Annotated in this window: 23 protein-coding genes; 13 read left to right on the forward strand and 10 right to left on the reverse strand. The window is 68.3% G+C overall.

Annotated features, from left to right (window positions below):
• Positions 1-129 precede the first annotated feature (129 nt).
• From ABL843_RS00390 to ABL843_RS00415, 6 genes are all read left to right on the forward strand, one after another.
• The gene (locus ABL843_RS00390) at positions 130-1,314 is read left to right on the forward strand and encodes an ABC transporter substrate-binding protein (protein WP_418118611.1); all 1,185 of its coding nucleotides are present in this window, start codon (positions 130-132) and stop codon (positions 1,312-1,314) included.
• A gap of 151 nt (positions 1,315-1,465) precedes the next feature.
• Positions 1,466-3,295 (forward strand): ABC transporter permease, encoded by a 1,830-nt coding sequence (locus tag ABL843_RS00395; RefSeq protein ID WP_418118612.1) that lies wholly within the window; start codon positions 1,466-1,468, stop codon positions 3,293-3,295.
• Between the two features lie 14 nt (positions 3,296-3,309).
• Entirely contained in the window at positions 3,310-3,879 is a 570-nt protein-coding gene (locus ABL843_RS00400) for an OsmC family protein (RefSeq protein WP_418118613.1), read from the forward strand.
• On the forward strand, positions 3,863-4,723 hold the full coding sequence (locus ABL843_RS00405) for an ABC transporter ATP-binding protein (protein WP_418118614.1): 861 nt from the start codon (positions 3,863-3,865) through the stop codon (positions 4,721-4,723). Before ABL843_RS00400 ends, ABL843_RS00405 begins: the two co-directional genes overlap by 17 nt.
• On the forward strand, positions 4,720-5,571 hold the full coding sequence (locus ABL843_RS00410; RefSeq protein WP_418118615.1) for an ABC transporter ATP-binding protein: 852 nt from the start codon (positions 4,720-4,722) through the stop codon (positions 5,569-5,571). Before ABL843_RS00405 ends, ABL843_RS00410 begins: the two co-directional genes overlap by 4 nt.
• Positions 5,572-5,598: 27 nt before the next feature.
• Positions 5,599-6,486, forward strand: a complete 888-nt coding sequence (locus ABL843_RS00415) for a VOC family protein (RefSeq protein WP_418118616.1) — start codon at positions 5,599-5,601, stop codon at positions 6,484-6,486.
• Positions 6,487-6,543: 57 nt separating this feature from the next.
• Here ABL843_RS00415 and ABL843_RS00420 read toward each other — a convergent pair whose 3' ends face one another.
• Positions 6,544-6,966, reverse strand: coding sequence for a winged helix-turn-helix transcriptional regulator (locus ABL843_RS00420; protein WP_126020691.1), 423 nt, complete (start codon positions 6,964-6,966; stop codon positions 6,544-6,546).
• A gap of 114 nt (positions 6,967-7,080) precedes the next feature.
• Here ABL843_RS00420 and ABL843_RS00425 point away from each other — a divergent pair, with 114 nt between their 5' ends.
• The 3 genes from ABL843_RS00425 to ABL843_RS00435 all read left to right on the forward strand — a co-directional run bounded on the left by ABL843_RS00425 (position 7,081) and on the right by ABL843_RS00435 (position 9,093).
• The gene (locus ABL843_RS00425; protein WP_418118617.1) at positions 7,081-7,950 is read left to right on the forward strand and encodes an NmrA family NAD(P)-binding protein; all 870 of its coding nucleotides are present in this window, start codon (positions 7,081-7,083) and stop codon (positions 7,948-7,950) included.
• A complete protein-coding gene (locus ABL843_RS00430; protein WP_418118618.1) occupies positions 7,947-8,543 on the forward strand; it encodes a dihydrofolate reductase family protein in 597 nt (198 codons plus the stop codon). Before ABL843_RS00425 ends, ABL843_RS00430 begins: the two co-directional genes overlap by 4 nt.
• 124 nt (positions 8,544-8,667) lie before the next feature.
• A complete protein-coding gene (locus ABL843_RS00435; protein WP_418118619.1) occupies positions 8,668-9,093 on the forward strand; it encodes an RcnB family protein in 426 nt (141 codons plus the stop codon).
• Positions 9,094-9,170: 77 nt separating this feature from the next.
• On the opposite strand, the gene ABL843_RS00440 is transcribed toward ABL843_RS00435, so the two are convergent.
• Positions 9,171-9,437: a hypothetical protein gene (locus ABL843_RS00440; protein ID WP_184639026.1), complete on the reverse strand. Its 267-nt coding sequence runs from the start codon at positions 9,435-9,437 to the stop codon at positions 9,171-9,173.
• A gap of 127 nt (positions 9,438-9,564) precedes the next feature.
• The gene (locus tag ABL843_RS00445; protein ID WP_418118620.1) at positions 9,565-10,509 is read right to left on the reverse strand and encodes a CysB family HTH-type transcriptional regulator; all 945 of its coding nucleotides are present in this window, start codon (positions 10,507-10,509) and stop codon (positions 9,565-9,567) included.
• Between the two features lie 181 nt (positions 10,510-10,690).
• On the opposite strand from ABL843_RS00445, the gene ABL843_RS00450 reads away from it, so the two are divergent.
• A complete protein-coding gene (locus tag ABL843_RS00450; protein WP_126020681.1) occupies positions 10,691-11,293 on the forward strand; it encodes a TetR/AcrR family transcriptional regulator in 603 nt (200 codons plus the stop codon).
• Positions 11,294-11,515: 222 nt separating this feature from the next.
• Positions 11,516-12,433 (forward strand): alpha/beta fold hydrolase, encoded by a 918-nt coding sequence (locus ABL843_RS00455; protein ID WP_126020679.1) that lies wholly within the window; start codon positions 11,516-11,518, stop codon positions 12,431-12,433.
• A gap of 36 nt (positions 12,434-12,469) precedes the next feature.
• Here the strand turns inward: ABL843_RS00455 and minE are convergent, their stop codons facing one another.
• From minE to ABL843_RS00480, 5 genes are all read right to left on the reverse strand, one after another.
• Positions 12,470-12,748 carry a cell division topological specificity factor MinE gene (gene minE, locus ABL843_RS00460; RefSeq protein ID WP_019653579.1) on the reverse strand — a complete coding sequence of 93 codons (279 nt, stop codon included), beginning with the start codon at positions 12,746-12,748 and terminating at the stop codon, positions 12,470-12,472.
• Positions 12,749-12,751: 3 nt separating this feature from the next.
• A complete protein-coding gene (minD, locus tag ABL843_RS00465) occupies positions 12,752-13,567 on the reverse strand; it encodes a septum site-determining protein MinD (protein ID WP_126020677.1) in 816 nt (271 codons plus the stop codon).
• A 72-nt stretch (positions 13,568-13,639) separates the two neighbouring features.
• Complete coding sequence (gene minC, locus ABL843_RS00470) at positions 13,640-14,398, reverse strand: septum site-determining protein MinC (protein ID WP_418118621.1); 759 nt, start codon at positions 14,396-14,398, stop codon at positions 13,640-13,642.
• A 229-nt stretch (positions 14,399-14,627) separates the two neighbouring features.
• Positions 14,628-15,911, reverse strand: coding sequence for a solute carrier family 23 protein (locus ABL843_RS00475; protein WP_418118622.1), 1,284 nt, complete (start codon positions 15,909-15,911; stop codon positions 14,628-14,630).
• Between the two features lie 136 nt (positions 15,912-16,047).
• On the reverse strand, positions 16,048-16,470 hold the full coding sequence (locus tag ABL843_RS00480; protein WP_418118623.1) for a hotdog fold thioesterase: 423 nt from the start codon (positions 16,468-16,470) through the stop codon (positions 16,048-16,050).
• A 102-nt stretch (positions 16,471-16,572) separates the two neighbouring features.
• Here ABL843_RS00480 and ABL843_RS00485 point away from each other — a divergent pair, with 102 nt between their 5' ends.
• Both ABL843_RS00485 and ABL843_RS00490 read left to right on the forward strand, forming a co-directional pair.
• Complete coding sequence (locus ABL843_RS00485) at positions 16,573-17,919, forward strand: hypothetical protein (protein ID WP_418118624.1); 1,347 nt, start codon at positions 16,573-16,575, stop codon at positions 17,917-17,919.
• A gap of 87 nt (positions 17,920-18,006) precedes the next feature.
• Positions 18,007-18,435 (forward strand): surface-adhesin E family protein, encoded by a 429-nt coding sequence (locus ABL843_RS00490; RefSeq protein WP_418118625.1) that lies wholly within the window; start codon positions 18,007-18,009, stop codon positions 18,433-18,435.
• Positions 18,436-18,451: 16 nt separating this feature from the next.
• Here the strand turns inward: ABL843_RS00490 and ABL843_RS00495 are convergent, their stop codons facing one another.
• Entirely contained in the window at positions 18,452-19,840 is a 1,389-nt protein-coding gene (locus ABL843_RS00495; RefSeq protein WP_418118626.1) for a tripartite tricarboxylate transporter permease, read from the reverse strand.
• Positions 19,837-20,289, reverse strand: coding sequence for a hypothetical protein (locus ABL843_RS00500; protein WP_418118627.1), 453 nt, complete (start codon positions 20,287-20,289; stop codon positions 19,837-19,839). Before ABL843_RS00500 ends, ABL843_RS00495 begins: the two co-directional genes overlap by 4 nt.
• Between the last annotated feature and the right edge of the window lie 62 nt (positions 20,290-20,351).

The following is a 20,351-nucleotide window of genomic DNA, read 5'->3' on the forward strand; positions in this document are numbered from 1 at the left end:
AGCGCTTGTCCCTTTGCTCGGAAAGCGCATAAGCCTCCCCGTTTTTGTTCGTTCCCCGGTGTGGAGCGCGGGCGAAGAATGACTGGCTCCCCGCACCTCTCCCATCCATCACCGGACCCGAACGACACCATGCCGCTGCTCTTGAACCGCCACCGCTTCCTGCGTCATGTGACCGCACTCTCCATGGCCCTGCTGGTCGTGCCTTTTGCCGCATTGGCCGCACCTGCCACCGGCGAGCCGGTGTGGTTCGGCGTGAGCGGGCCCGTCACCGGACAGAACGCGCAGTACGGTGCGCAGTGGAAGGCCGGCTTCGACCTCGCGCTGGAGCACATCAACGCGCAGGGCGGCATCCACGGCCGTCCGCTGGCCTACAACTTCGAAGACAGCCAGAGCGACCCGCGCCAGTCGGTGGCCATCGCGCAGAAGCTGGTGAACGACAAGCGCGTGCTCATCGAGCTCGGCGACTTCTCCAGCCCGGCCTCGATGGCCGCCTCGCCCATCTACCAGCGCGCGGGCCTGGTGCAGCTGGGCTTCACCAACTCGCACCCCGACTTCACCAAGGGCGGCGACTACATCTGGAGCCCCTCCATCAGCCAGGCCGACGCGCAGCCACTGCTGGCCGAGCTCGCGGTGAAGACGCTGGGCTTCAAGCGCATCGCCGTGCTGTATCTGAACACCGACTGGGGCCGCACCAGCAAGGACGTGCTCGTGAAGGCCGCGCAGGAGCGCGGCGCGCAGGTCGCCATCGCCGAGGGCTACCAGCCCGACGAAAAAGACTTCCGCTCGACCCTGGTGCGCGTGCGCGACGCCAACCCCGACGGGCTGGTGCTCATCTCCTACTACCCCGACGGCGCTCTCATCGCGGGCCAGGTGCGCAGCGTGGGGCTGAAGCAGCCCATCGCCGCGGTGGGCTCGGTGTATTCGCCGAAGTTCATCGAGCTCGGCGGCGCGGCGGTGAACGGCATCTACACCAACACCGCGTTCTATCCCGACGAGCCGCGCGCCGAGGTGCAGGACTTCGTGAAGAGCTTCCGCGCCAAGTACGGCAAGGAGCCCGACGCCTTCAACGCCTACGCCTACGACGCGGTGGTGTACGCAGCCGCCGCGCTGCGCCAGGCAGGCCCCAATGCCGACCGCAAGGCCGTGCGCGATGCGTTCTACAAGATCAAGGACGTGCCCAGCGTGATCTTCGGCAAGGCCAGCTTCGATGCGCAGACGCGGCGGATCATCGGCGTGAAGAGCGTCAACCTCGTCGTGAAGGACGGCAGGTGGGCGCAGCTGGACGAGAGGGCGGCGGTGGCTGCATCGAAATGAGCAGTCTCGCGCGTCGTTCCCTCTCCCGCTTGCGGGAGAGGGCCAGGGTGAGGGCAGGGGCCTTCGCAAAACAGCAGTCCCTCGCATCGGCCGCTGCACCCTCACCCCAACCCTCTCCCGCACGCGGGAGAGGGGGCAAAGCCGGCATGCCATGAGCTTCACCTCATTCTTCGACTACACCGTCAACGGCCTGATCATCGGCAACATCTATGCGCTGCTGGCGGTGGGGCTCGCGCTGATCTTCGGCGTCTCGCATCTCATCAACTTCGCGCACGGCTCGGTGTACACCGTGGGCGCGTACATCGGCTGGGCGTCGATCACGTACCTGCACGCGCCGCTGCCCGTGACCATCGCGCTGGTGGTGATCGGCTCGGGCGCGCTCGGCATGCTGATCGAGCGCGTGGGCCTGCGGCCGCTGCAGGGCTCGGCGCGCATCGCGCCGCTGCTGGCCACCATCGGCATCAGCTTCGTGCTCGACATCCTGGTGCAGCTGGTGTTCAGCCCCGACCCGCGCTCGCTGCCCACGCAGCTGCCCGACTGGCGCCTGCAGATCGGCACCGGCACCATCGGCGCGCTCGACATCCTCATTGCCGGCATCGGCCTCGCGAGCGCGGCCGTGCTGTTCGGCTTCCTGCGTTTCACGAAACTCGGCTGGGCCGTGCGCGCCACCGCGCAAGATCGCGACGCGGCGCAGCAGATGGGCGTGGACGTGGATCGCGTGAACCAGACCGTGTTCGCCATCGCCGCCGCGCTGGGTGGGCTCTCGGGCCTGCTGGTGGGCATGTACTACAACAACATCAGCCCGGCGATGAGCTTCCAGGCCACGCTCAAGGGCGTGGTGGCTACCGTGGTCGGCGGCGTGGGCAACGTGCCCGGCGCCATCGCGGGCAGTTTGCTGCTGGGGCTGATCGAGAGCTACGGCGTGGCGATCCTCGGTACGCCGTACCGCAATCTCTTCGCCTTCGCGCTGCTGCTTGTGATCCTGCTGTGGAAGCCCAACGGGCTGTTCGGACGCAAGCGCGCGTTGCCGCCCGAGCCGCTCACAGGCACCTTCATCGCGCCGAGCAAACCTTGGCACGTGCCGCGCAGCCTGCTGCTCGCGCTGTTCGCAGCGGCGGTGGCGCTGCCACTGTTCGACCCGTCTCCGTACCTGCTGCAGACGCTCACCAACGCGTGGCTCTACGGCGCGCTCGCGCTGAGCCTCACGCTGGTGGCCGGCACCATCGGGCAGATCTCGCTGGGCCATGCGGGGCTGCTGGCCATCGGCGCCTATGCATCGTCGCTGCTGGTGCTCGACCTGCGCCTGCCGGTGGGAACGGGCATCGTGCTCGCGGGCCTTCTCACTTCGCTGATCGGCACGGCGCTGATCTTCCCGGCCTTCAGGCTGCGCGGCCACTACGTGTCGATCGCCACGCTGGGCATCGGCGAGATCGTGGCGCTCACCATCCTCAACTGGGAAAGCCTCACGCACGGGCCCATCGGCGTGTCGGGCATTCCGCCGCTGTCGCTCTTCGGGCGCGATGCCTCGTCGAACGAGGCGCTCTACTGGGCTTCGTTCGGCGCGATGGTGCTGCTCGCGCTGCTGCAGTGGCGCCTTCTGCGCTCGCACCTGGGCCGCACCTTCCGCGCGGTGCGCGAGGACGAGGTGGCCGCGCGCGCCTATGGCGTGAGCCCCGACCGCTACAAGGCGCTGGCCTTCGGCTTCGGCGGCTTCGCAGCCGGCGTGAGCGGCGCCTTCACCGCGCACATGTACTCGTACATCAACCACGAGACCTTCGGCTCGCAGATCTCGATCCTGGCGCTGACGATGGTCATCCTCGGCGGGCTCGGGAACATCAGCGGCGCGCTGCTGGGCGCGGTGGCGCTCGTGAGCCTGCCGGAGCTGTTCCGCGTGACGGCGGAGTACCGGATGCTGATCTACGGCGTCGCACTGCTTCTCCTGATCCGATTCCGCCCGCAGGGTTTGCTGGGCACTGTCTGAAGGAACACACCACCATGAGCCACCTCAACGACTACCTCGCCGAGAAGCGCGCCGCCGTGCTGGCGCGCAATGCCGCCATCGAAGCCGGCACAGCGCGGCCCGTGCAACTCAAAGCAAGCGTGAAAGCCGAGGGCCGCAGCGGCGTGCGCCGGCTGCGCATCCGCGAACATCAGGTCATCAGCGACAGCCCGCCGGACTTCGCCGGCTACGAACTCGGGCCCAGCTCGCCCGAGCTGCAGCTGGGCGTGCTGGGCACCTGCGTCACGCACATCTTCCTGATCCAGGCGGCCGAGCGGCAGGTTCCGCTCGAGAGCCTCGAGGTGGAGGTGACGGGCATCATCGATCCGCGCGGCGGCAAGCCGGGCCACGAGAAGACGCCCATCTGGCCGCACGAGATCGGCTACACGGTGCACATCGACTCGCCCGCGAGCCGCGAGGAGATCGATGCGCTTTTCGAGGCGGTGGAGCGCAACTGCCCCATCCTCAATCTGCTGCGCAATCCGCAGACCATCCGTGCCGAGGTGAAGCACGTCGACTCGAAGGCTAGGGCGGGGGAGAAAACGGTCGATGCCGTCGCTGCTTGAGATACGCAGCCTCGTGCGCCGCTTCGGCGGGCTCACGGCCGTCAACGCGGTCGACCTGCACGTGGGCGAGGGCGAGCTGCTGAGCGTGATCGGGCCGAACGGCGCGGGCAAGACCACGCTGTTCAACCTCGTCACCGGCCTCGACCGGCCCGACGAAGGGCTGGTGCTGTTCGACGGGAACGACATCACCGGCCTGCCTGCGCAGCAGCTCGCGCAACGCGGGCTCGCGCGCACCTTCCAGCATGGGCGCGTGTTCGCGAATCTGACTGTGCTCGACAACGTGCTGGTCGGCGCGCACACGCGGCTGCGCGCCGTGAAACCGCGCCTGGGCGGTGTGCCCGGGTTGGGCGCCATCGCCGAGCTGGCGCTCGCGCTGGCGCAGCCCGGCGCGGTGCGCCGCGAGGAAGATGCGCTGCGCGAGGAAGCGCGCGAGATCATCGCGCTCTTCGGCCAGCGCCTTGCCCCGCGCATCGACCACCCGGCCTACAGCCTCTCCTACGCCAACCGCCGCCGCGTGGAGATCGCACGCGCGCTCGCGCTGAAGCCGCGCCTGCTGCTGCTGGACGAGCCCACCGCCGGCATGAACGAGAGCGAGACGGCCGAGATGCTGGAGATCATCCGCGGCCTGAGGGCGCGCGGCCAGGCCATCCTGCTGATCGAGCACAAGCTCGACCTGGTGATGCAGCTGTCTGACCGCGTGGCTGTGCTCGACGATGGCCGCAAGATCGCCGAAGGGCTGCCGGACGAGGTGCGCAACGATCCGGCGGTGATCGAGGCGTATCTCGGCCATCGCCATGTGGGCTCGGTGGAAACACCGAATGAAGAAGAGGCGGTGCCCGCATGATCGCCACCGTCGCCCGCACAGGCCTCGCTCCCTCGCCCCTCTGGGGAGAGGGTCGAGATGAGGGGCAGCCCGAACGCAGCGCGGCACCTGCCTTCCATGAGCCGCAGCAGGAGCAAGCGCTGCTCCAGCTGCGCAAGATCAACAGCTTCTACGGCCCCGTGCAGGCGCACTTCGATCTCGACATCGAAGTGCGCAAGGGCCGGATCGTCAGCCTGCTCGGCGGCAACGCGAGCGGCAAGTCGACCACGATGAAGATCGTGCTGGGCCTGCTCAAGCCGCGCTCGGGCGAGGTGCTCTTCAACGGCGAATCGACGCTGGGCCTGAGCACGCCGCAGATCGTGCGCAAGGGCATAGGCTCGGTGCCCGAGGCGCGCCGCCTGTTCCCCGCGATGACGGTGCGCGAGAACCTGCTGATGGGCGCCTATGCGCGCAGCGACCGCAAGGCCGTGGCGCAGGACCTGGAGCGCATGCTGGAGCTGTTCCCGCGCGTGGCCGAGCGCATCGAGTTCCAGGCCGGCACGCTCTCGGGCGGCGAGCAGCAGATGGTGGCGATGGCGCGCGCGCTCATGGGCCGGCCGCAGCTCATCTGCATGGACGAGCCGACCATGGGCCTGTCGCCGCTGTACGTCGACAAGGTGCTGGAGCTCATCGCGCGCATCAACGCGCAGGGCGTGTCGGTGTTCATGGTCGAGCAGAACGCGAGCCTCGCGCTGCAGATCGCGCACCACGGCTACGTGCTGCAGACCGGGCGCATCGTGCTGTCGGGTCCGGCGCGCGAGCTGCTGGCCGACACGCGCATCCGCGACGCCTACCTCGGCGGCGGCGGCGCGGCGCGCACCGCATCCTGAACCCGGAAATCCACGGAGAACGCATTCATGGCACTCAGGCTCGACCACATCGTCGTCGCGGTCCACGACCTCGAACGCACCATCGCCGACTACGGCGCGCTCGGATTCCACGTGCTGCGCGGCGGCGAGCATCCGGGCCGCGCCACGCACAACGCGCTGGTGGTGTTCGGCGACGGCAGCTACCTCGAGCTGATCGCGTGGCGCGAGCCTTCGCCCGGCGAGCGCTGGTGGCAGCTGCTGCACAAGCACGGCGAAGGCATCGTCGACTTCGCATTGCTGCCGCGCGACACCGCCGCCACCGTGGACGATGCGAAGGGGCGGGGGCTCGTGCTCGAAGGTCCGCTCGACGGCGGCCGCGTGCGGCCCGACGGCGAACGCCTGCGCTGGCAGACCGCGCGCCCGCTTTCTGCCGACCTGCCTTTCCTGTGCGGCGATCTCACGCCGCGCGCCTTGCGAGTGCCTGAAGGCGAGGTGCGAGTGCACGCCAACGGCGCCCTGGGCGTTGCGAGCCTGGCGGTGGCGGTCGTCGACCTCGATGCCACGCTGGCGCGCTACCGCGCCCTGCTCGGCAGCAGCATCGCCGCCGATGCCGACACTCACGTCGGCGAACCCGTGGCCGTGCCCGGCAGCAACGTGCGCATGGCCGTCATCGCGCTGGGACGCAGCGTGCTGGTGCTCTCCTCGCCGAGAGAGAACGGCGGCGGCGGGGGCAGGCTCGGCCAGCGCCTCGCGGCGCGCGGCGAAGGTCCCTATGCGCTCGTGCTGCACACCGACAGGCCGCAGTCCACGGGCAGCTTCGACCTGGCGAAGGCGCACGGCGCGTTGATCGAACTCGACCTGCCGCCGGTGGACCGCGATGCGAGGCGCGGCAGCGGCTCGCGCGTGCACCAGGCCCACAACACGGTCGGCGGCTGAGTCTTCGCTCCACCAGCCAGGGCTGAGTGCCGGCCCGTTGGCCGCCGCGTTCTGGCTCTAGTGCGAGTCGAGGTGCGTCTTGCGCAACTCGGCCTGCATCTTCTTCTGCAGGGCGGCGCCGCCCTTTTCGAGGGCCACGGAAGGCGCTGCACTTTCCTCGGTCACCGGCCGGTACTTGCGGCCCCAGATGCCGATCTGCGTGACCACCGGCAGCAGGTCGATGCCCGTCGGCGTGAGGCTGTAGACGGCTTTCTGCTTGTGGCTGGGATCGTCGGCCTTCGAGAGCACGCCGTACTCGACCAGCTTGTTCAGCCGCTCCGCGAGGATGTTGGAGGAGATGCCTTCTTCCGACTGCAGGAACTCGCGGAAGTGCCGCTTGCCCGCGAACATCATGTCGCGAACGATCAGCAGGCTCCACCGGTCGCCGAAGACTTCGAGCGCGAGGTTGATCGGGCATGCCGACTTTTCGCTGGAGGCCATGGTCTTTCCGATCTCTTTCAAAAACTGCTTGCATTTTTGCATCATTCACCGAATACTGCAACTGCTTGCATTTGACAAGCAGTTATTCCAGCCCCAACCGAATGGAGAGACAAGATGCCAACGACTCGAAAGACAAGCACGTACGCGGTGGTCGGAGCGACGAGCGACGTGGGAAAAGCAGTAGTCCGGGGCCTGCAGGCCGCGGGTCATCATGTACGGCCGGTCTCGCGCAGCGCGGGCGTTTCGCTGGATGACGCCGCTGCGCTGAGGCAGGTGTTCGCCGGCGTGGACGGCGCGTTTCTCATGGTCCCGTTCGACCTGCAGGCGGCGGACCTGCATGCCCGCGAGCGCGAGATCGGCGCCAACCTGGCGCGGGCGGTGAAGGAAGCCTCGGTGCGCCGCGTGGTGCTGCTGAGTGGCCTCAGCGCGCATCTGCGCAAGGGCAGTTCGCTGGGCGCCGCGCTGCTGGAGCAGGGCCTCGACGAGCTGCACATTCCCGAACTGGTCCATCTGCGCGCCGGCTTCTTCATGGAGAACTTCCGAAAGGGCCTCGACTTCGCATCGCAGGCTGGCACCGGCTTCTTCGGCACGCTGTTTCGCGGCGACCTTCCGATGCCGATGGTCTCCGCCGCAGACGTCGGCGATCGCGCGGTGCGGCTGCTGACCGACGAAACCGCCACCCTCACGCGCGTGCACGAACTGCACGGCGGTGGCGACTACACGATGGCGCAAGCCACCGCCATCCTCGGCGCAGCCATCGGCAAGCCCAAGGTGCAGTACGTGCAGGTGCCTCACCAGGACGCACTGGCGAGCATGCTCGGCGCCGGCATGTCGCCGAGCTTTGCCGAAGCGGTGCTCGAAACCGCACGCAGCTTCAACGAACAGGAAGGATGGGCTCTGGAAGCCCGTTCGCCACGCAACACGTCGTCCACCACGCTGGAGCAATGGGCGAAGGCCATACTGCCCGAAGGAGAACGCGCATGACCAGAAAGCTCATCCTGCAAATGCAGATGTCGGTCGACGGCTATGTGTCGCCGGCCGATGGCAGCCTCGACTGGCAACTCTGGGGCTGGGGCGATCGCTGGGGTTGGGACGACAGGCTGAAGCGCGACTTCAACGCCGTCTTCGAAGGCATCGACACCATCCTGCTGAGCCGGCTCATCGTGCAGGAGGGCTACCTCGATCACTGGGGCCGTGCCGCGAAGAGATTCCCCGCGGATCCGCACTACGCCTTCGCGCAGAAGATCGTCGAGGCGCGCAAGGTCGTGCTCACCGACAAGCTCGAGTCTTCGCGGTGGGAGCGCACCGTCATCGCAAGGGGCGGCATGGCGGAAGAAGTGAACGCGCTGAAGCGCGAACAGGGCAAGGACATCATCACCATCGGTGGCGTGGGCTTCGCGTCGGCGCTCGTGGCGGCGGGGCTGGTCGACGAGTTCCAGTTCTTCGTGAACCCCACGGCCGTGGGCGCGGGGCGCTCGGTGTTCCACGATCCCCACAAGGGCCACAAGCTGCGGCTGCTGGGCTCGACGGCCTACGAGAGCGGCATGGTGGTCAACCGCTACGTGCCAGTCACATGAAGGACAAGGCGCCGCGCGGATACCAGCGCTTACCTGATTTCACCTGACCGCGACCTGAAGCGGCCGAATCGGACACACGCGCGGCACACAATGAACTCGTCATCAACGCATGAAGGAGTTCCGGATGAAGACCAACTCGAAGATCATGGCCATGGGCGCCGCGGCACTCGCGATGTGCATGGCCGCAGGGAGTGCCTTTGCGCAGGATCGGCGCTTCGACAACAACGGCCGTCCCGGCGATGGCCGCTATGAGCAGCGCGACCGCAATTTCGATCGGCGCGGCCCGCACGGCGACCACTACCGCGGCAACCAGGACTTCCGGGATGGCCGCCAGTTCGACCGCCGCGGCTTCCCGCAGCCGCATACGGAATGGCGTCGTGGCGGCCGCGTGCCGCCGGAGTACCGTGGCCGCAACTACGTGGTGCAGGACTGGCGCGCCTACAGGCTGCAGCAGCCGCCCCGCGGCTATCAGTGGGTGGGCGTGGGCGGCGACTTCGTGCTCGCGGCCATCGCCACGGGCGTGATCGCGAACATCATCGCCGGCCAGTAAGCGGAACCGGCACGTGTCGCAAGGCCGCCGCAAGCAACCGCGGCGGCTTTTTTCGTTTGCGCGGAGAAGGAAGGCCCTCAGGCCAATGCCGCGGGTATTGACTGGGCGCAGACGTTGCGCCCCGTGATGGTCAGGCGCAGGCCACCGCCGTGCCACTCGAGCCAGTTGAGGCTCACGTACGCGTCGATGTCGGCGTCGTCGATGCGGTCGGCCTGTCGGCTCTGCAGCAGTTCAACCGTGGCGGGCAGGTTCCGTCTCAGGCGTTCTCGCCGCTCCGCTGCATCGGCCGCCCTCCGGGAGGCCTTTGTTTGCTGTTGCTGCTGCTGCGAGGTCGACGATGCCATTGCTGATCCATTTCCAGGAAGCCAAGGAATTAACCCGAATGTACGCCGCCTGCGTGAAGCTTCAGACTTCTTTTTTAACCATTCTGTCGTCCCCGGTACACAACCGCTTCCAGCTTCTGGACAAAGCCTAGATTTCGTAGTGGGAGGCCTTCTCCTGGTCTCCCAGAGCCCCTTCGACGACCGCGCGTGTCAGCGTGGGCGCGAAAGATTCGATGAAAGCGTAGACATATTTGCGCAGGTAAGTGCCGCGCCGCACGGCCAGCTTGGTGAGGTTGATGCCGAAGAGCCGCCCTGCGTCGATCGCGCGCAGCTGCGTGTCGCGCTCGGCCTCGTAGGCCACGCCGGCCACGATGCCGATGCCCAGGCCCAGCTGCACGTAGGTCTTGATCACGTCGGCGTCCATCGCGGCCAGCACGATGTTGGGCTGCAGTCCGCGCTGCTCGAAGGCCTCGTCGATGCGCGAGCGGCCGGTGAAGCCCGTGTCGTAGGTGATGAGCGGATAGCGCGCGAGCGCCTCCAGCGTGAGCGGCGCGTCGAGCAGCGGATGCCCCGGCGGCACTATTACCGAGTGCGTCCAGCGGTAGCAGGGCAGGGCGACCAGCTGCGGATAGTCGCCCAGCGCCTCTGTGGCGATGCCCACGTCGGCCTCGCCGTCCAGCAGCATCTGCGCGATCTGCTTGGGCGAGCCCTGGTGCAGGTGCAGCTTCACGTTCGGGAAATGCGCGCGGAATTCCTGCACGGCCACCGGCATCGCGTAGCGCGCCTGCGAGTGCGTGGCCGCCACCGAGAGCAGGCCGCTTTGCTGCGCGACGAACTCCTGGCCCGCGTGCTTGAGGTTGCTGCTCTCCATCAGCATGCGCTCGATGATCGGCAGCACGTGCCCGCCAGGTTCGGTGAGCCCCGTGAGCCGCTTGCCGGCGCGCACGAAGAGTTCTATGCCGAGCTCTTCCTCGAGCTCGCGGATCTGCCGGCTCACGCCGGGCTGGGAGGTGTGTAGTGTGTGGGCGACTTCGGTCAGGTTGAAGCCGCAACGAACGGCCTCGCGTACCGAGCGCAGTTGTTGGAAGTTCATCTGGCGCGGAGGAGTCATCGAAGCCCCGGGCTGGGGCCGACCGGCGATTCTCGGCAGAAGCGCTTATTCGGGGAACGATGCGTTTGTTGGTTTCACATGAGCAAAACATCTTTAAGGCGCTCCAGCAGCGGCCTATCTCCGGGCACTTGTGATTTCGCACGGCTGTGCTAAAGTTCGCCGCATGGACGCCAAGACCCAGAAAAGCGAACTCACCCGCGCCGCCATCGTCGGCGCGGCAATGAACCTCGCGCTGGCAGAAGGCCTGGAAGCGATCACGCTGCAGGCGGTGGCCAGCAGGCTGGGCCTGTCCAAGAGCGGCGTGTTCTCGCGCGTGGGTTCGCGCGAGGCGCTGCAGAAGGCCGTCATCGAGGAGTACGGCCGCGGCTTCCTGGCCGATGTGTTCGTGCCCGCCATGCAGAAGCCCAAGGGCCTGGCCCGGCTCAACGATATCGTGTCGCGCTGGATCGCCCGCACGCGCGATGTCGAGATGCACACCGGCTGCCTCTACATGGCCGGCGCCTTCGAGTTCGACGACCGCGAGGGCGAGCTGCGCGACGTGCTGCTCGGCGAAATCACCCGCTGGCGCGCCGCGCTGCGCCGCACCGTGCTGCAGGCCATCGAGACGGGCGAGCTCAAGGCAGACACCGATCCGGCGCAGCTCGTGAGCGAGCTCAACGGCGTGACCATGACCCAGCTGCACGACGCGCGCTTCCTGCGCGACCCGCAGGCCGCCGACCGCGCCACCCAGACCTGGCAGCGGCTTCTTTCCAGCTACCTCGCCTGAGCGAGGCCCCTTCAAGAACCAGGCGGATTCCCTGCGTTCGATTTGCCAAAATTTCGCACAGCCGTGCGATAAACAGGAGAAGCACCATGCTGATCATTGCCCTCTTTCTAGCCGCCTACGCGGCCGTCCTTGGCATCAAGGGCCTTCGCGACACCCTGCGCAGCCTGCCGCGCAGCAACCGCGACTGGGTCTGGTACTGAAGCCCGGAAGGACCACCGACCCATGACAAGCACTTCCCCTCCGGCAGCCGGCCACGCCGCGCAGTCCAACTACTACCGGCCCAGCCGCACGATGCGCGCGCTGCGCTTCGGCCTCACCACCTCGCAGCGCTTCTGGCCGGCGCTGGCGGTGCGCGCCGCCTACCGCGTCTTCGGCACGCCGCTGCCGCCCAAGTGGCTCTATCGCGGGCAGGGCCCCGGTGCCGAATGGCGGCGCGAGGACTGGTCCTTCGAAGAGGCCAGCGTCGGCATCTACCACCTCGCCGCGCAGGACTCGGGCGCCGAGTCGGCACCGGTGGTGCTGCTTGTGCATGGCTGGGGCGGCCATGCGGGCCAGATGCTGCCGCTCGCGCAGGCCGTGGCCGCCGCAGGGCTGCGGCCCGTGCTGCTCGAGCTGCCGGCCCATGGCCGCAGCGCCGGCACGATGAGCAATTCGCCGCAGTTCGCGCGCGCCATCGCCTACGTCGCGGCCCGGCTGGCGGCCGATGGCCATGCACTGCGCGCCGCCGTCGCGCATTCGCTGGGCGCCAACGGGCTGGCCCTGGCTGCCGCACGCGGGCTACCGGCCGAGCGCCTCGTGCTGCTCGCTCCGCCCGCTTCGCCGCGCGAATACACGCGTTACTTCGCCCACACCTTCGGGCTGAGCGAAGCCACGCGCCTCGCGATGCAGCGGCGCTTCGAATCGCGCGAGGGCGTGCTGATGCCGCAGCTCGAACCGGCGGCGGTGGGCCCGCGCATCGCGCAGCCCACGCTGATCGTTCATGACCGCGACGACCGCGTGAACCGCTTCGCCGACGCGCAGGCGTATCGCGATGCGATCCGCGGTGCGCAGCTCGTCGCCACGCAGGGATGGGGACATCGCCGCATCCTCAAGGAAGCCGAGGTGCTGACGCAGGTGGCGCGCTTCGTGGCGCAGCGCTGAACGCGGGCCCGGCGCTGCGCTTCAGGTCCTTCGCGCTCAGCGCGCCGGCGTCGGAGCCGGGTCGGGCAGCTCGATCTTGATGTCGAGCACTTCGAGGTTGTCCTGGGTCTCCAGGTTGACCTTGATGTCGTCCGCGTTGATCGACACGTACTTGGAAATCACCGCCACCAGCTCGCGCTGGAGTTCGGGCAGGTAGTCGGGCCGCTTCTTGCCGCTGAGGCTCGAGCGCTCGTGGGCGAGGATGATCTGCAGCCGCTCTTTCGCGACGCTGGCAGTCTTCTTCTTTTCGCCCAGCAGGAACGAGAGGAAGGACATGGGCTACTTGCTCCCGAAGATTCGCTTGAAGAAGCCCGGCTTCTCCGCCTCGACGAAGCGCATCGGCCGGTCCTCGCCGAGGAAGCGGGCCACCACGTCGGTGTAGGCCTGGGCCACGTCGGTTTCCTTGTCGTGGATCGCCGGCACGCCCTGGTTGGAGGCGTGCAGCACGCTCTCCGACTCGGGGATCACGCCGATCAGCTTGATGCGCAGGATGTCCTGAATGTCCTCCAGCGAGAGCATCTGGCCGCCCGCCACCCGGTTGGGGTTGTAGCGGGTGATCAGCAGGTGCTCCTTGATGGGCTCGCCGCCTTCCTTGGCGCGCTTGGTCTTGCTGCTGAGCATGCCCAGGATGCGGTCGGAGTCGCGCACCGAGGACACCTCGGGGTTGGTCACCACCAGCGCCTCGTCGGCGAAGTGCATGGCCATCATGGCGCCGGTCTCGATGCCCGCGGGCGAGTCGCAGACGATGTATTCGAAGTCCATTGCGGCGAGGTCGGCCAGCACCTTCTCGACGCCTTCCTGCGTGAGCGCTTCCTTGTCGCGCGTCTGCGAGGCGGCCAGCACGAACAGGTTGTCGCACTGCTTGTCCTTGATGAGCGCCTGGCTCAGGTTGGCCTCGCCCTGGATGACGTTGATCAGGTCGTACACCACTCGGCGTTCGCAGCCCATGATCAGGTCGAGGTTGCGCAGGCCCACGTCGAAGTCGATCACCGCCGTCTTCTTGCCCGCGAGCGCGAGGCCCGACGCGAAGCTGGCGCTCGTCGTCGTCTTGCCGACGCCGCCCTTGCCCGAAGTCACCACCACAATTTTGGCCATGGCCATTCCTTCTTGTTTCGATTCAGTTGTTGCTTGTCAGGGTCGCCGCATTCCGTGATCGGGTTCGCCCGGTCAGGGAATAGGGTCGATGGAAATCTTCTTGCCGTCCAGGCGCACCTGGGCCGGCTTGCCCAGCACCGTGTCGGGCAGCGGCACCTCGTTGGTCCGGTAGATGCCGGCCACGGCTACCAGCTGGGCCTCCATGCAGGTCGAGAAGATCCGCGCCTCGGTGTTGCCGCGCGCGCCGGCAATGGCCTTGCCGCGCAGCGGCGCGTACACGTGCACGTTGCCGTCGGCGATGACTTCCGCGCCGAAACTCACGATGGCAGTCACCACCACGTCGCCGCCGCGGGCGTAGACCTGCTGGCCCGAGCGCAGCGGCTTGTCGATCAGCAGCGTGCCGTTGGTTGGCACCGGCACCTCGCGCACGATCTGCGGGGCCTCGGAGGCCGGGGGCTCGGCCGGCGGGGCCGGGGCGCGGGGCGCCGGGGCCGCGGGCATGGCCGCCACCGAGAGGCCGGCCGCGCGCGCTGCGGCGTGCTGGGTGTCGTTGCCGCCGCGCACCGCGATGGGCTGCGTCTGGTGGCGTGCCAGCAGGCCGCGCAGGGCGGCGAAGTCGATGTCGCCGTCATCCTGCGACTCCTGCAGCAGCGAGAGGTCGATCACCACCGGCTCCTGCTCGAAGAAGTCGGGCGAATCCGCCAGCTGGGCGTCGAGCGCCTCGGCCAGCACGTCCAGGTCGGACGTCTTGAGGATCACTGCGATCAGCGGCAGCGTGGCGCTCTTGAATTCGAAAACCGCCTTGGTGCGCGCGGCGGAGACATCGGCCATTGGGAAAACGTCGGTGCGAAAAGCGTTGGAGTCTAACGGGCGCGGGCCAAAGGCCGGTGAAGGGCCCCCGCCTCAGGCCCTCCGGCAAACACTTCTTTCATGAGGTTACCAAGCTAACCCCCAGGCTTCGCGGCACTTCGTGTCGCTTCGCCAACCCCCTTGCAGGGGGCGATACCGGTGGCCCGGCAAAGCCGGTTCCACGGTATCCCTGGAAGGGCTCGCTCGCAGTTCAATTCCTGGAGCGGCCCAGCAGCGCGTAAAGAATGATCGCGCCGAAGGTCGCGCAGCCGATGCCGCCCAGGGCGAAATCGCCGAACTTCAGCGTGAAGTCGCCCGTGCCGATGATCAGCGTGATGGCCGCCACGATCAGGTTCCTGTTCTGCGAGAAGTCGACCTTGTTGTCGACCCAGATCTTGGCGCCCGCGATGGCGATCAGGCCGAACACCACGATGCTCACGCCGCCCATCACCGGCAGCGGAATGGCCTGGATCAGCGCTCCGAACTTGGGGCTGAATCCCAGCACCAGCGCGATGACGGCGGCCACCACGAACACGGCGGTGGAATAGATGCGCGTGGCCGCCATCACGCCGATGTTCTCGGCATAGGTGGTCACGCCGGTGCCGCCTGCGGCGCCGCTCACCACGGTGGCGATGCCGTCGCCGATGAAGGCGCGGCCCATGTACGGGTCGAGGTTGCGGCCGGTCATGGCCGTCACCGCTTTCAGGTGGCCGAGGTTCTCGGCCACCAGGATGATCGCCACGGGCGCGATCAGCAGCATCGCGTTGGCCGTGAACACCGGCGCGGTGAAGGTCGGCATGCCGAACCAGGCCGCGTTGGCGATGCCGCTCAGGTCCACCGGCTTGCCCATGCCCATGCCATTGGTCAGCGCGGCGTAGACCAGCGTCGCCAGAATGAGCCCCACCAGGATCAGCAGGCGCTGCAGCATGCCGCGGGTGAACACCGCCACCAGGCCCACGCAGAGGAAGGTCACGGCCTGCATCCAGGCGTCGAAGTTGCCTGCCGCCATGTTCTTGACGGGCACGCCCGCCAGGTTGAGCCCGATCACCGCCACCACCGCGCCCGTGACCACGGGCGGCATGAAGCGCTCGATCCAGCCCGTGCCGATGGCCTGCACGATGGCCCCGATCAGGATGTACACCACCCCGCAGGCCACGATGCCCCCCAGCGCCACCGCGATGTTGGCGTTGGGCCCCTTGCCCGCGTAGCCGCTGGCGGCGATCACCACGCCGATGAAAGCGAAGCTCGAGCCCAGGTAGCTGGGCACCTTGCCGCCGGTGACGAAGTAGAAGATGAGCGTGCCGATGCCGCTCATCAGGATCGCGATGTTGGGGTTGAAGCCCATAAGGATCGGCGCCAGCACCGTGGCGCCGAACATCGCGATGACGTGCTGCACGCCCATCGCGCCGGTCTGCAGCCAGGGCAGCCGCTCGTCGGGCGCGATCACCGCGCCGTTGGCCAGCGCGGACGCGGGCCGTTCAGTCCAGTTGAACATTCTTCTATCTCCTCTTGTTGGATGTAGTGCTCGGTGGCCGGGACGTCCCGGCTTTCCCGGGGCGTGATTGTGGGTGATGAACCCCGCCCTGAACACCGGCATGCACCCTGCCGCAGGAGAAAGAAAGCCGCCGCCTTCAGCGCGCCTGCAGCACCGCCATCGTGATGCGCGATACGCAGGTCAGCTCGCCCGCCTCGTTGGTCAGGTCGATCTGCCAGACCTGCGTGGTGCGCCCCCGGTGCACCGGCCGCGCCGTGCCGATCACCCAGCCGCTGGTCACCGAGCGGATGTGGTTGGCGTTGATGTCCAGGCCCACGGCGCGGTCGCCCTCGGGGGCCGAGTAGTGGGCGCCGCAGGAGCCCAGCGTCTCGGCCAGCACCACCGACACGCCGCCGTGCAGGATGCCGTAGGGCTGGCGGGTGCGCTCGTCCACGGGGCAGCGGGCGCGGATGAAGTCGTCGCCCACCTCCAGGAACTCGATGCCCAGCGCGGAGACGGCGGTGCCCACGTGGTTGCTCGTCAGGGTCTCGACGGAGACCTCTTTCTTCCAGATACGCATTCGGTGCTTCCTTCTTTCTTTTCTCTTGCCTGTAACAGGTGGTCAAAACTATAGCGATGGCGGCTGACAAACCGAGTCGCCTTTGCGTGCTACCTTGCGCCGATGAAGCTCCCCCTGCGCCGCTGGCTCCTCGGCATCGCCGTTGCATTGCTGCTGGGCGTGGGCGCGCTGGTGTGGGTGGTGAGCGCGCGCCTGCCCACCGACGACGAGGTGGCCGCGAAGATCGCCGAGGCCTTCGAGAAGCGCTTCGGCGTGGCCCTGAAGGTGGGTGGCGCCCATTGGGCGCTGGTGCCGGTACCCGTGCTCGTGCTGTCCGACATCGCCACCGACCAGCCCCGCCCCATCACCCTGCGCCGCGTGAGCGTGCAGCTGCAGCTTGCGCCGCTGCTGCAGCGCGTCATTGCGGTGGACGAGATCGAGGTCGACGGCCTGGTGTTGCCGCGCGCCTCGGTGCGTGCCTTCCGGGGCAAGGGGCCCAAGCCGCGGGAGAGCGGGGAGGGCGTCATCGCGTTGCCGGCGCCATGGACGCTCGCGCCCGTCCCCGTGGAACAGCTGCGCTGGCGCGACGTGAGCTGGATCGACAGGCGCGACATCTCCCTGGCCTACGACGGCGACATCCGCTTCGACCCCGGCTGGCGCCCGCGTCAGGCCCGCATCGAGCGCGCCGGCACCCCTTCGCCCGTGCGCCTGCGGCTGGACCGCCAGGCCGGGCAGGACCGCTGGCGCACCCGCATCGACGTGGGCGGCGGCACCTGGAACGGCGTCTCCCGCCTCGAGACGCAGCCCGACGGCAAGCTCCAGCTCTCGGCCGACCTGGAGCCGCGCCAGATCGACATCGAGAGCCTGGTGCAGGCCTTCGGCCGCCGCACCTCGGTGGCCGGCAAGTTCTCGGGCACCACCACGCTCGCGGCCGAGGCGGCGAGCGCCGAGGATCTCGGCGCGCTCATCCGCAGCCTGCACACCCGCACCACCTTCTCGGTCCAACCGGCCACGCTCACCAGGCTGGACGTGGCCAAGGCCGTCACCACCGCAGGCATCAGCCGAGGAGGCACCACCGCACTGGACGAACTCACCGGCACCCTCGACACCCAGGGCACCGAGGACGGCGTGGTGATGCAGTACAGCAACCTCAAGGCCCGCTCGGGCGTGCTCACCGCCAGCGGCAACCTGAAGCTCTTCAACCGCAAGCTCGACGGCGAGATCGCGGTCGACCTCGTCGACGGCGTGGTCGGCGTGCCGCTGAAGGTGGGCGGCAGCATGAGCGACCCCGAACTCTCGCTGACCGGCGCCGCGCTCACCGGCGCGGCCATCGGCAGCGCGGTGCTGCCGGGTGTGGGCACCGCCATCGGGGCGCGCGTGGGGCAGCAGGTGGAAAAGCTGTTCGGCGGCGACAAGCCGAAGCCTGCGCCGAAGCCGACCCCGAAGAAGACCCAGCCGAAGCCGCGCTGAGCTGCCCTGGGCCTGCTTTGATATCTTCCGGCTGCCGGCCGGCGCCGGCCCATGCAGACATACAGAACCACACAGGGAGCCCGAGCCGTGAACCCGTTCCTTCGCCTGATCCCCGCCGTCGGCGTCCTTGCGCTGGTGGCCGCCGTCCCTTGTGTCTCCGCGCAGCCCCAGCCGAAACAGCAGGAGTGGACACAGCTCATGACCACGGCCCGCAAGAAGGTGTCGCTGAAGATCCCGTCGATCCGCCCCCACGGCGAATTCGTCGAGGCCTGGACCCGCTACGACTACTTCGAGCTCCAGAACGACGTGGGCAAGCAGCCCTTCCGCGCGTCCAACTACCTGGGCGACTACGACTGCAAGGGCCGCCGCGAGAAGATGCGCCGTGTTGTCAGCTACAACGGGCCGCTCGAGGTGCACGACCTCGACATCGGCCGCCACACCCAGTGGTCGCCCGTCGGCAAGCCCGAGACGGTGAGCGGCGCGGTGTTCGAGGCGGTCTGCGCGAAGATGCGCTGACCGCCTCTTTCTCCGATCAGCCGAAGGCCTTGACCACCGCAGGCACCGTCAGCACGGCCGTGTAGTAACCCATGAACTGCACGCCGGTGTTGAAGCCGATGGCGCGCGACAGCAGCCCGCCCAGCAGCCCCATCGTCAGGATCACCAGCAGCCCGAGCAACTGGCCTTCCCACACGCTGATCACCACGATCAGCCCCACGAAGGTCGCGATGATCGCCTCGTGGCTGACCTTGCGCGAGACGAAGAGCGCCGCGCGGCGCGCGAAGTTCATCGTGAACGGATAGGCCACCAGCGCCGCCAGCACCACCGCCAGCATCCCGTAGCCCAGGAACTCCCAGTGGCTCAGCAGGTTGTGCAGGTTGTGGGTCTGGCCGCTGGCCGCGTCGATGGTGAAGACCGGCGGCGCGTTGAAGAGCGGCGCGGCCGGCCCCGCGGCCACCGGGCTCAGCGGCAGGCCGATGGCGATCAGCGGAATCAGCGCCTCGGCGATGTAGGTGGCCTCGGTCACGCCGTTGCGCGCGGCCAGCGTGGTCGTGAGCCGGTGGTAGGCGTGCTTCACGCGCGAACCCACCAGCTCGCCGAGCACCACCGTCATCGCGACCGGGCTGAACACGAAGGTGGCGCTGGAGACGGCCGCCGTCGCGAAGGTCCACTTCACCTGCCCGCGGTCGAGCACCTTGAACGGGTTCGGGAAGTAGCCCGACCAGCCCTTCACGTCGGGCGCCAGCGAGAAGGTGCGCACCTTCTCGCGCTTCATGCGCCCACGCGCGGCCGGCGAGATCACCGAGAACAGGTCGGCCACCAGCGGCCCGATGGCGATGCCCAGGAAGTAGCTGATGCTGAGCTTCACGCCGTACTTGCCCGTGAGCGCCTGCAGCGCCACGATCACTACCACGAAGGGCACCAGCGTCGCCACCGAGGCCCAGCGCCCGCTCGAGAAATACGCGATGGCCACGGCCGCCACCACGAAGATCCACGGCGCCGCCTTGGTGATGGCTGCGCCGTAGGGCGCCAGCAGCACCGCGAACAGCACGGCCAGCGGCACTGCGATGAAGGCCGCGATGATCGCGCCCGACACCATCTTGCGCAGCGCGATGTGCGGCACGCCGAGGTTGCGCAGCACGTTGGCGTCCTGCAGCAGCGGCGTGGCCATGGTGTCGCCCGGGATGCCCAGCAGCGCCGTGGGCACCGCGTGCGTCATGTGCTTGGCCACGGCCGCGGCCAGGAAGAAGGTGAAGACGCCCTCGGGCGGCACGCCCAGCAGCACCACCAGCAGCGTCAGCGGCGCGAGCGTGGTGGTCTCGTCGGTGCCCGAGACGAGGCCGATGGCGGCGAACACCACGGCGCCGACGAGGCCCATGCCGGTGGCGACGAGGATCTGGTCGAGCAGCGATGCGTCGATCATGGCGCACCGCCTTCCTGCCGTGCGGCGCGCGGCCGGTACGAGGCGAACAGGTCGTGGATTTCGAGTTCCTTCATCTCGCGCACCACCGCGGGCGGCAGGTCGGCCATCGAGCCCAGGCCGCCGTGCTCGCCGGCCAGTTCGGCCAGCACTTCCTCGCGCCAGCGCGGATCGGCGCCCGTGCCCTCGATCACCTCGCGCTTGGGCGCGAAGAGCCAGGCGCAGATCAGGCCCGACAGCACGCAGCCGCCCAGGCCCGCGAGCATGGCGTAGGCCCGCGCCAGCTCGGGCGTGCCCACCGTGCTCGCGAGCACGCGGTTGGCCACCAGGAAGCCTGCGAGGCTCACGACGAGGCCGATGGCGATCGACCACGCGAGGTGGCCCAGGTCGGCGGTGTCGCCCCATATTTCAACCAGCCGCCATCTCGCGCGGCCTGCACTGTCCGTCTTCATGCTGTCGTCTCCGTCGTTGTTGTTGATGCGGGCGCGGCCCGCAACGCCTTCCTGTCTGCCTG

The sequence above is a fragment of the Variovorax sp. 350MFTsu5.1 genome, from assembly GCF_048302515.1.
GTDB lineage: Bacteria > Pseudomonadota > Gammaproteobacteria > Burkholderiales > Burkholderiaceae_C > Variovorax > Variovorax guangxiensis.

Excerpts from the sequence above, each read along its gene's own strand:
- ABL843_RS00410 (WP_418118615.1), top strand. The coding sequence starts at position 4,720 with ATGATCGCCACCGTCGCCCGCACAGGCCTCGCTCCCTCGCCCCTCTGG.
- ABL843_RS00480 (WP_418118623.1), bottom strand. The coding sequence starts at position 16,470 with ATGCGTATCTGGAAGAAAGAGGTCTCCGTCGAGACCCTGACGAGCAAC.
- ABL843_RS00445 (WP_418118620.1), bottom strand. The coding sequence starts at position 10,509 with ATGAACTTCCAACAACTGCGCTCGGTACGCGAGGCCGTTCGTTGCGGC.
- minC (WP_418118621.1), bottom strand. The coding sequence starts at position 14,398 with ATGGCCGATGTCTCCGCCGCGCGCACCAAGGCGGTTTTCGAATTCAAG.
- minD (WP_126020677.1), bottom strand. The coding sequence starts at position 13,567 with ATGGCCAAAATTGTGGTGGTGACTTCGGGCAAGGGCGGCGTCGGCAAG.
- ABL843_RS00420 (WP_126020691.1), bottom strand. The coding sequence starts at position 6,966 with ATGGCCTCCAGCGAAAAGTCGGCATGCCCGATCAACCTCGCGCTCGAA.
- ABL843_RS00425 (WP_418118617.1), top strand. The coding sequence starts at position 7,081 with ATGCCAACGACTCGAAAGACAAGCACGTACGCGGTGGTCGGAGCGACG.
- minE (WP_019653579.1), bottom strand. The coding sequence starts at position 12,748 with ATGTCCTTCCTCTCGTTCCTGCTGGGCGAAAAGAAGAAGACTGCCAGC.
- ABL843_RS00485 (WP_418118624.1), top strand. The coding sequence starts at position 16,573 with ATGAAGCTCCCCCTGCGCCGCTGGCTCCTCGGCATCGCCGTTGCATTG.
- ABL843_RS00450 (WP_126020681.1), top strand. The coding sequence starts at position 10,691 with ATGGACGCCAAGACCCAGAAAAGCGAACTCACCCGCGCCGCCATCGTC.
- ABL843_RS00455 (WP_126020679.1), top strand. The coding sequence starts at position 11,516 with ATGACAAGCACTTCCCCTCCGGCAGCCGGCCACGCCGCGCAGTCCAAC.
- ABL843_RS00440 (WP_184639026.1), bottom strand. The coding sequence starts at position 9,437 with ATGGCATCGTCGACCTCGCAGCAGCAGCAACAGCAAACAAAGGCCTCC.
- ABL843_RS00400 (WP_418118613.1), top strand. The coding sequence starts at position 3,310 with ATGAGCCACCTCAACGACTACCTCGCCGAGAAGCGCGCCGCCGTGCTG.
- ABL843_RS00390 (WP_418118611.1), top strand. The coding sequence starts at position 130 with ATGCCGCTGCTCTTGAACCGCCACCGCTTCCTGCGTCATGTGACCGCA.
- ABL843_RS00500 (WP_418118627.1), bottom strand. The coding sequence starts at position 20,289 with ATGAAGACGGACAGTGCAGGCCGCGCGAGATGGCGGCTGGTTGAAATA.
- ABL843_RS00430 (WP_418118618.1), top strand. The coding sequence starts at position 7,947 with ATGACCAGAAAGCTCATCCTGCAAATGCAGATGTCGGTCGACGGCTAT.
- ABL843_RS00435 (WP_418118619.1), top strand. The coding sequence starts at position 8,668 with ATGAAGACCAACTCGAAGATCATGGCCATGGGCGCCGCGGCACTCGCG.
- ABL843_RS00405 (WP_418118614.1), top strand. The coding sequence starts at position 3,863 with ATGCCGTCGCTGCTTGAGATACGCAGCCTCGTGCGCCGCTTCGGCGGG.
- ABL843_RS00415 (WP_418118616.1), top strand. The coding sequence starts at position 5,599 with ATGGCACTCAGGCTCGACCACATCGTCGTCGCGGTCCACGACCTCGAA.
- ABL843_RS00475 (WP_418118622.1), bottom strand. The coding sequence starts at position 15,911 with ATGTTCAACTGGACTGAACGGCCCGCGTCCGCGCTGGCCAACGGCGCG.
- ABL843_RS00395 (WP_418118612.1), top strand. The coding sequence starts at position 1,466 with ATGAGCTTCACCTCATTCTTCGACTACACCGTCAACGGCCTGATCATC.
- ABL843_RS00495 (WP_418118626.1), bottom strand. The coding sequence starts at position 19,840 with ATGATCGACGCATCGCTGCTCGACCAGATCCTCGTCGCCACCGGCATG.